Here is an 8,831-nt window from a genome sequence, read left to right on the forward strand (position 1 = left end):
GACGGATCGGCATCGAACGATGCCTCGAACCTCATCCGTGAAGTCCGACAGGCACTCTACATCCAGCGCCTGCGCTACGGCTCGGTTGACGTCACCTGCGCTCGTGTGCTCGACTGGGCCACTCGCGGATCCGCGGCGGCCCTGGGGCGTGAAGACATCGGACGCATCAAGGTCGGCAAGCAGGCGGATCTGGCGATGTTCCGCCTCGACGGTCTCGCCTTCTCCGGCTCACACGATCCGATTCCTGCCCTCGTCCTCTGCGGAGCGGAGAAGGCGGACAGAGTCATGGTCGCCGGTCAATGGCGAGTACTCGACGGCAACGCGGTCGGCAGCAACGGGGTACAGCTGGATAAGGAAGCGCTCATCGCGGCCCACCAGGAGGAGGCTCGCAAGCTCGTGGCCGGCTGAGACCCAGCCCACGGGCCGCTCTCAGCCCAGCCCGCCCCCAGCCCACGTGCCCAGCCCACCCACAACCTCAGCTCTCGGGCTTGCGGAACACCTCGCGCATATGATCGCTGGTGAGGAAATCACCGACACCGATCATGATGAGGCTGAAGACGATCTGCTCAGTGATCATCCAGACCGGATAGAGGCCGGGGATGGCCGCCATGACGAGGGTGATCACCGGGAAGATCTGGGCGAAGAGGCGCAGTCGCTGGTAGCCCCAGTAGTAGCCCTTCGTCGAGCGCCAGAAGAAGTAGAACAGGGTGGCGGTCATTCCGAGAACGACGACGGTACGCATCCAGACTGCGAACGGCACGGGTTCGCCCGCGCGGGCGATGATGACAGCGAAGACGACGGCACCGACGCCGAGGACCAGCTCGAAGGCGAGCAGTCCTGTGATCCACGCGAACGCGCGCTTCGTCTTCGGGTGGGCGAGCCCTTCGGCAGGAACGATGAGTCCTGCTTTGCTGCCACCCGCGATGCGGTCGATCTTTGCGAACAGATTCTCCATGGACATGCTTTCAGGCTAACCGTGACTGGGCCGGATTTCCTGCGAAGTGGGGAAGTTTGAGGGTGTGAGGAGGAACATCAATCAAAAGTTGGGAGAAGAGTTCAATCCTCTGGGTCAGGATTCGAATGCCGGATCTTGATGAAGTAGAAGCATGAAGAAGATATTCAACGCGGCATTCGCATACATGATCATCGGCGTCCTCTCCGGCCTGTTCTACCGGGAGTTCACCAAGGCCAACGATTTCCCAGAAGGAGGCTTCACCCAGCTCAGCCTCGTCCACACCCACCTGCTCACGCTCGGCTTCATCGTCCTGCTCATCGTCCTCGTCCTCGACAAGGTCTTCGGCCTGTCAGGCACCAAGCTGTTCTCCTGGTTCTTCTGGACCTACAACGCTGGCATCATCCTCACCACAGGCACCATGGTCTGGCACGGCATGCTCACCGTCCTCGGCCAGGAGTCCAGCGCCATGATCGCCGGCATCGCCGGACTCGGACACATCGCGCTCTCCGTCGGCATGGTTCTGCTCTTCCTGTCACTGCGCAAAGCCATCGTCGCCGACAAGGCCGTCACCACGTCCACAGCTCGGTCGATCGACGGCTGACCACCGCTCGGATCGCAGCTCAGATCTCAATTCGGAATAATCACTCAAACACCGCCGCCGAGGTGGTGCCGGGGTCCGTGCTCAACGACGTCATCGTTGAGCACGGACCCTGCTTCGTCTGCCTATCTGTCACGTTGTGGGCCTCACTGTTCTGTCGGCCTCAACGCAGTGTCGCATCAGAGACCTTGTCGACGGCGCCGGTTCGCATCGGTGACAATGGTCGGCATGAGCGCAGTGAGAATCCTGGTCATCGAACATGAGTGCGGCACAGGTCCGAAGAGGTTCGGCGAGTGGCTGACCGAAGCTGGCGCTGAGGTGGTTGTCGTTCGTCCCTACCTCGGCGATGAGATTCCTTCCGCTCTCGACGGCTCCGCTGAGCTTGTCGGCTCTGCTGAGCGTGCTGGCTCCGCTGATATTGACAGCTATGCCGCTCTTCTCGTCCTCGGCGGGTCTGCCGGGCCGCTCGAGGACGCCGTCAATCCATGGCTGCCCCAGGTCAGGGACCTGTTGCAGCGATCGGCGGCGGGGGAGTTCCCGAGCTTCAACATCTGCCTCGGCGGGGAGCTCCTGGCCGCGGCCACCTCGGCGAAGATCATCCGCCGGGAACACCCGCAGATCGGGATCTACGATCTGCACACCACCTCGGCGGGGGAGGAGGATCCAGTGTTCTGCGCCATTGCAGGGGAGACATTTCCGGCGGTCCTCTTCCACCAGGAGGAGATGGAGCTGCCAGACGGCGGTGAACTCCTGGTCACCGGGTCCGATGCTCCGATCCAGGGTTACCGGGTCGGGGAATTCGCGTGGGGGACACAGTTCCATCCCGAATCCGACGCCGCGCAGGTTCAGCAGTGGCTGAGCTCGGACCCGTTACGGCTGCCCGAGGGCAAAACCAATGAGTCCATCACGACGGAGGCAGCCGAGGCGGACGCCGATCTGATCCGGATCAATCAGGCACTTGCACACAGCTTCGTTCACTTCCTGCGGGGACGGCCGTGAATTGTGGAAGAGCGCGGTGATTTCTGAAACGGCACGGTGGCCCCAGGCATCGTTGAAAGCTGAATATTAGCTGACAGCTTGCGGCGTTCTTGCTAGGTTGTCTTCAGGCGCCGGTGCCGGACCGATCCTCCGGACGAATCGCTAGCAAGCGCCCGTGAGAATGAATCCCATAATTGAAAATTCTGGCCAGATCCACGACATCGCAGTCCTGGATTCCACCCCGATCAGTGCAGATCGGATGACCGCAGCTTCCCAAGCTGTCGATGTTTCGGCAGCCGCAGACATCATCGCTGCTTCAGGCGTCGACCAGGCGATCGAATCGTTCTTCGGTCCGATTGCGCAGGCCTTCAGCAACATCGTCTTCTTCGAGCTCACGATCGGCGACCTAGCCATTCCGCTCATCGTCGTCTGGCTCATGGCCGCCGCCGTCTTCCTCACCGTCTATCTGAGATTTCAGCCGGTCACAGGGTTGAAGTACTCGGTCGGAATCATCCGCGGACGCTTCACCCGCAAGACCGACCCCGGTCAGGTATCGAGCTTCCAGGCGCTCGCCACAGAGCTCTCGGGCACGGTGGGCCTGGGCAATATCGCCGGTGTGGCCGTCGCCATCACCATCGGCGGGCCCGGGGCCGCTCTGTGGATCATCATCTTCGGCTTCTTCGCCATGACCGTGAAGATGGCCGAGGCGACTCTGGGCGTGAAGTACCGAAAGGTCCATGCCGACGGGACAGTCTCCGGCGGCCCCATGTACTACCTGCGTGACGGGCTGGCCGAGATCGGCCGCCCCAAGTTGGGCAAGTTCCTCGCGGTCTTCTACGCTGCCACCACCGTCATCGGCGTGATCGGAGCGGGCAACCTGTTCCAGGCCAACCAGGCCGCCTCGATCCTCGTCAAGGCCACCGGTGGTGAGGGCAGCTTCCTCGACGGAAAATCGTGGCTCATCGGTGTTGTGTTCGCAGCGCTGACCGCATTGGTCATACTCGGCGGAATCAAGAAGATCGGGCAGTGGACCTCGAAACTCACCCCGATGATGGCGATCCTCTACTTCCTCAGCGTCCTCGTCATCCTCATCATGAATGCCAGCGAGATCCCGCACGCATTCGTGCTGATGTTCACCGGGGCATTCAGCCCCGACGGTGTCGCCGGCGGAATCATCGGCGTCGCCATCGTCGGCATCCAGCGTGCCCTGTTCTCAAACGCGGCAGGCGTCGGCTCGGCCGGTATGGCCCATGCCGCATCGAAGACGACGAAGCCGGCAACCGAGGGTTTCGTGGCGATGTGGGAACCGCTCATCGACTCCGTCATCATCTGCACCCTGACCTCCCTGGCCATCATCACCACCGGGCTCTACGGGTCGACGTCCGAAGACGGAATCGGGCTGACCTCCGAAGCCTTCGCGAGCGTCGCCGGATGGTTCCCGTTCCTGCTCACGATCTGCGTCGTCCTCTTCGCGTTCTCGACGATCCTCGCCTACGGGTACTACGGTCAACAGGCCCTGGGGTATCTGACGGGGAACTCGAAGAAGGCCGACAAGGCATATCAGGTCTTCTGGATCCTGGCCGTCATCGTCGGTGCCTCAATGTCGCTGGAGTCCGTCATCGCGTTCTCCGACGCGATCTTCTTCCTCATGGCCTTCCCCAACCTGCTGGGGCTCTACTTCCTGTCCCGGATCCTGCGCCTTGAGATTCTGCGGCTGCGCAAGCGCATCGACGTCGGCATCATGCGTGAGATCACACCCGCCGAGCTGCAGGTCGGCATGGGTGATCATGAGCCGACGATGGAGCAGATCAGAGCCGCGGAGGCGGGCCGTCGTCGTAAGCGCGACAAGCTGCGTGAGGTGCGGGATTCGCTGAAAGCCAAGAAGCTGGCGCGTGCCCAGAAGGACAGCTGAAGAAGGGGGGCTGAAAAGTTCCGCGTATCCCGACACCAATATCCTCACACAGAAGAGGCCCGTCGTTTCCCAGCAGTACGCAATGCTGGGAAACGACGGGCCTCTGTTGGATGACGCGCCTGCGACGAACGAGTCGACGCGGGTGTGATCAGGCTTCCTTGAGCTCCTGGTCTGTGTTCGAGTAGTTGATCGAATCGGCTGTGGAACCGACCAATCCCATCGTGACTCGCAGGAGTCCCGGTTCGACATCGTCCATGGTCGGCGGCGTCTCGGGACCCAGGGTCAGCGAATCGCCGTTCTTCGTCGTGGCGGTGATCGAACCGATGTACACCGTGACATCGCCCTTGAGCGTCATTGTGTCAGCAGTGGTCAACAGTCCTTCCTTCTCCTCCGGCGGGCGCACCGTGAGTGAGAACCCGGAGATTGATATCTCATCGGCCTGGATCTTCAGCGTGGTGATCTTCCCGCCGTCGGCGGTCGGAACAGCTGCGAACGAGATCCCGCTGAGCCCCTTGAAGGACAGTGACTCAGACCCCATTGCCGCGGGAGTCTTCGTGAAGATCGGAGCCTTCTCATCGAGTTGCGCATCCTTCGGGAAGTCGCCGTTGAGCTCTTCATCCGACTTCTCGTCCGGGTCTTTGACTCCCAACCCACCGGGATCAGTGGGATCAGTTGACGGTTCGTCCGTCGGCGTCTCAGTCGGTTCGTCCGTAGGTGTCTCGGACGGTCCGTCTGTGGGTGTCTCCGTCGGTTCGTCCGTGGGCCCCGGCGATTCCGGGGTCTTCGGCTTCACAGGAATCTCCGGAGAGATCGGTGCCTTGGGCTTCGAGTCATCCGAACCCGGCTCAGTCGAATCCGAACTTTCGCATCCGAGCAGCGGAGTGCACAGCGGGGACGACTGAGCGGGTGCTGCCGCTGTCACTCCCACGGCCGAGGGGACGATGAGGACTGCTGCCGCCAAGAGCGACGCCGTGCGGCGGCTGGGCGCCCTCATGCAGTGCCCTCTTCACCTGCGGATTGAGTGTCTTCCCTCCGCCCGGCAGCTGGTGCCTGAGCGTCCGAGCCTTGAGCATCGGACTTCGGCGCCCGAGGTCCCATCCAGGCGACCACGAGGATCGATCCGATGGAGGACAGCAGCATGCCGAGGATGAACCCACCGAGGTTGACCCCGACGAGCGAGTAGACAGCAAGAACGAGGGCGATGATCCCGTAGAACACGTGATGCGTGGGCCTGAAGATCGCCAAGAGCCCGAGCACCACGAGGGCGATCGGAATGACCGTGGCCTGCAACCCCTCGATGCCGAACTGGATCTGCAGGTTGCCGGTGTCGAGCTGCCCGGAGAAGAAGAGCTCGATCCCCCCGAGCGCGGCCAGCACTCCGCCGATGAAGGGGCGCTGCCGACGCCAGTTCCGGAAGCGGTGACGCTTTGGGGCATCCTCACGACCAGCTCCTTCGCGCACGGCATTCTCACGACCGGCATCGTCACGACGGGATGTTGCAGCGTCGAACTCGGCCGTCTCAACGGTCGATTCGGGCTTGGCCTCCTCGCGCTCGCTGTTGCGGCGCGACCGGCGGGACAGCGCGAGCAGGCTCGTTCGCTGCTCGGCGCCCTCCTGCTTGTCGGTCTGCTGATCGTTGATTGCGGCCTCCCTCATCAGAAGCACTTCTCGGATCCGTCAGTGAGCTTCAGCTCCATGTCCTTCAGGGTGAAGACCGATGCTGTGGTGCTCCACGAGTCCTGTTTCAGGTCCTTGATCGACACCGTGTCGGAGTCCTGAGCGAAGTCACCCTTGGAACCCTTTTCCTTGGTGTTGACGTCGGATGCGTCGACGCCGATCCGAATGTTCTTGAATTCGGCGTCGCCCCTGAGCCCGGTCATGCCGATCTGCAGGTTCTTGGCCGATGCCGGCTCGCCTTTTCCGCCAGCCTTGATGAGAACGCCCGCCTTGCCCAGCGGGGTGTCCGCGACTGCAGACTGGCAGAGATTTTCGAGCGTGGCGTTGCCGATGTTGGCGGTCACGACCGAATGTTTTCCGCCCTCTGCGTCCTTGGCGAACCCGCTGTACTGGGAGAAATCTGTTCCCTCGAGCTGTGTGGAGCTGATCTTGAACTGGCTTCCCGATATGGCGAATGAAACAGGTACTGCACCCTGAGCAACCCCACCCATCAGGATGGCGGAGACAACGCCGGTAGGAATCGCTACCAAAGCGATCCGCCCCGCGTGGGATTTGCCGACCGCGCTGATGCTGCTGGCGAGCTTTGGGAACTTCATTGATCCTCCTCCGGATGCCGACAGCTATGTCAGCATCGCATGGTGACGTCTTTCGTCGCATTGTGATGTATGTTACTGCGGGGTATTACCGACGAGTATATCGGTCAAATGTGTCGAGTCAATAACTTTTTCTTCATATAGTTTCACGAGGTTCTGTTGAAAGGGCACTTGAGCTCTAGCCGGTCGGCCCGGATGCAGAACGTCTGTCCAGGGCACGGACCCGTGGCCAATGAGGTGAGTACATTACAGCCTGGGCGAAGTTCACCGCACGGGCGCGTCGGGGCCCAGTGGGATGCCCAGGCCCCACCAGAGGAAGAAGAGCAGGCTCCACATGAGCGTCATGCACACCGCCAGCGGCAGGGTGTGGGAGGCAAGGGTGCCGATGCCGGCGGACTTCTGATAACGCTGCATGAAGCCGAGGGCAAGGATGAAGTAGGGGCTCATCGGAGTGATCGCAGTCGAGCCCGAATCGGCGATGCGGAAGATCGCCTGCGAGGTCTCAGGCGGGACGTCGAGGAGCATGAGCATCGGCACGATGACCGGGGCCATGATCGCCCACATGGCCGATCCGGAAGTGATGAGGACGTTGACGACGGAGAGGACGAGCAGCACGAGGATGAAGATGACCCATGTGGGCAGTCCGAGGCCGGTGAACAGTTCCGAGCTCGACACGGAAACCAGCATGCCGATGTTCGTCCACTCGAAGTACTCGAGGAACTGCGCGATCGCGAAGAACAGGACGAGGACCGGGGCCATGGACACGATGCCCTGGCTCATGAGCTTGGGGACGTCGGCGAACTTCTCGATCGTGCCCTCACGGAACCCGTAGACCATGCCGCCGACACCGAAGAGCATGGCGATGATGAACGCGATGCCGGTCAGGAACGGTGACTCTCCGATTGGTCCGTCTCCGCGCAGGGGAGCATTGTCCGGGACCACCAGGACGACGACGAAGAGGAGCATCGCGATCACTGCGAACATCGAGTACCGCAGGGCCGAGCGTTCCCTGTCGGTGATGACGAGGTCTTCGTGCTCGGCGTCCTCGTCGGCCTCGAGGTTCTGCCGCTTCGTGAGCACGAGCTCGGTGACGATGGTGATGACGATGGCCAACAGGATTGAGCTGGCGATGTTGAAGTACCAGTTGCCGATCGGGGTGACCAGATAGTCGGGATCGATGATGTGGGCCGCCGCCGAGGTGATTCCTGCGAAGATCGCATCATTGGGTGTCGGGATCGGGCTGGCGTCATATCCCGAGGCGATCGAGGTGTACGCGACGATGACGCCGAGGACGGGGGAGCGGCCGACCGCCTTGAACACCATGCCGCCGAGTGGGACGAGGATGACGTAGGCCGCGGCCGAAGCAACGTGGGAGACCGTTCCCATGAACGCGACGGTGAAGACGATGAGGGATGCGGGCACCCGTGCGATCGAGACCTTCATCGCCGTGGAGAGGAGTCCGGTGCGCTCTGCCAGGGCCACGCCCATGATGACGACCATGATCGTGATCAGCGGTGGGAAGGACTGGTAGGCGTCGAGCGAGGTGCTCACCGCCATCGCGATCCCGTCGCCGCTGAGCAGGTTGTTCACCGGCGTCCATTCCCCGGTGCCGGGGTCGTTGACCCCGACTCCCATGACGGAGAGGACGAGGCTGAGGACGGCGAGGATTCCTGCCAGGATCCAGAACAGCCAGAAGGGGTGCGGGAGTCGGTTGCCGACGTTCTCGATGACGTTGAGGAATCGGATAACGCCCGGGAGTCGTTCCTGAGTGGGTTTGTCGGTGGTGGTCGCTTCCATGGCTGGCTCCTGTTTGTCCAGGTGATGAAGGAGCCTTTGGGCACGACTCGGCGCTACCCGTGAACTCCATTGGTCAGAGAGGTGGGACTGAGGTGGACTGAGGCGGGGAAGACGTGGCGGTGGCGGAAGTCTGTTGGGGCAGACGAGCGCCGAGATCAGGCGGCGAGGACTGTCATAGGCGCAGCATCTCCCGGGAGTAGGCGACAAGTGCAGAGATGACCTCGCCGAGGATGTCCTGCCCGGCCGCGGCCGTGGCGGTAAGTGGATCCCCGAGGACCCCGTTGTCGGAGTATTGGTCGAATGTGACGGCACTCGACGGTG

Annotated in this window: 9 protein-coding genes; 4 read left to right on the plus strand and 5 right to left on the minus strand. The window is 62.1% G+C overall.

Going from position 1 to position 8,831, the window contains the following annotated elements:
* Nucleotides 1-408 (plus strand): amidohydrolase family protein (locus tag HX613_RS11100; protein ID WP_235345387.1); only part of this gene is annotated, 408 nt, incomplete at its 5' end.
* 67 nt (nt 409-475) lie between these two features.
* Here HX613_RS11100 and HX613_RS11105 read toward each other — a convergent pair.
* Nucleotides 476-961: a hypothetical protein gene (locus HX613_RS11105; RefSeq protein ID WP_235345373.1), complete on the minus strand. Its 486-nt coding sequence runs from the start codon at nt 959-961 to the stop codon at nt 476-478.
* A 145-nt stretch (nt 962-1,106) separates the two neighbouring features.
* Here HX613_RS11105 and HX613_RS11110 point away from each other — a divergent pair, with 145 nt between their 5' ends.
* From HX613_RS11110 to HX613_RS11120, 3 genes are all read left to right on the plus strand, one after another.
* Nucleotides 1,107-1,556 (plus strand): DUF2871 domain-containing protein, encoded by a 450-nt coding sequence (locus HX613_RS11110; RefSeq protein ID WP_235343914.1) that lies wholly within the window; start codon nt 1,107-1,109, stop codon nt 1,554-1,556.
* A 225-nt stretch (nt 1,557-1,781) separates the two neighbouring features.
* Entirely contained in the window at nt 1,782-2,552 is a 771-nt protein-coding gene (locus tag HX613_RS11115; protein WP_235343915.1) for a type 1 glutamine amidotransferase, read from the plus strand.
* A gap of 160 nt (nt 2,553-2,712) precedes the next feature.
* Nucleotides 2,713-4,443 carry an alanine/glycine:cation symporter family protein gene (locus HX613_RS11120; protein ID WP_235343916.1) on the plus strand — a complete coding sequence of 577 codons (1,731 nt, stop codon included), beginning with the start codon at nt 2,713-2,715 and terminating at the stop codon, nt 4,441-4,443.
* Between the two features lie 148 nt (nt 4,444-4,591).
* On the opposite strand, the gene HX613_RS11125 is transcribed toward HX613_RS11120, so the two are convergent.
* From HX613_RS11125 to HX613_RS11140, 4 genes are all read right to left on the minus strand, one after another.
* Nucleotides 4,592-5,437, minus strand: coding sequence for a hypothetical protein (locus HX613_RS11125; RefSeq protein ID WP_235343917.1), 846 nt, complete (start codon nt 5,435-5,437; stop codon nt 4,592-4,594).
* Nucleotides 5,434-6,099, minus strand: a complete 666-nt coding sequence (locus HX613_RS11130; protein ID WP_235343918.1) for a DUF6114 domain-containing protein — start codon at nt 6,097-6,099, stop codon at nt 5,434-5,436. The genes HX613_RS11125 and HX613_RS11130 overlap by 4 nt, the downstream gene beginning before the upstream one ends.
* Nucleotides 6,099-6,716, minus strand: coding sequence for a DUF6230 family protein (locus tag HX613_RS11135; RefSeq protein WP_235343908.1), 618 nt, complete (start codon nt 6,714-6,716; stop codon nt 6,099-6,101). The genes HX613_RS11130 and HX613_RS11135 overlap by 1 nt, the downstream gene beginning before the upstream one ends.
* Before the next feature lie 261 nt (nt 6,717-6,977).
* Complete coding sequence (locus HX613_RS11140) at nt 6,978-8,510, minus strand: AbgT family transporter (RefSeq protein ID WP_235345388.1); 1,533 nt, start codon at nt 8,508-8,510, stop codon at nt 6,978-6,980.
* Nucleotides 8,511-8,831: the final 321 nt, after the last annotated feature.

The sequence above is a fragment of the Brevibacterium sp. UCMA 11754 genome, assembly GCF_021532275.1.
Classification (GTDB): domain Bacteria; phylum Actinomycetota; class Actinomycetes; order Actinomycetales; family Brevibacteriaceae; genus Brevibacterium.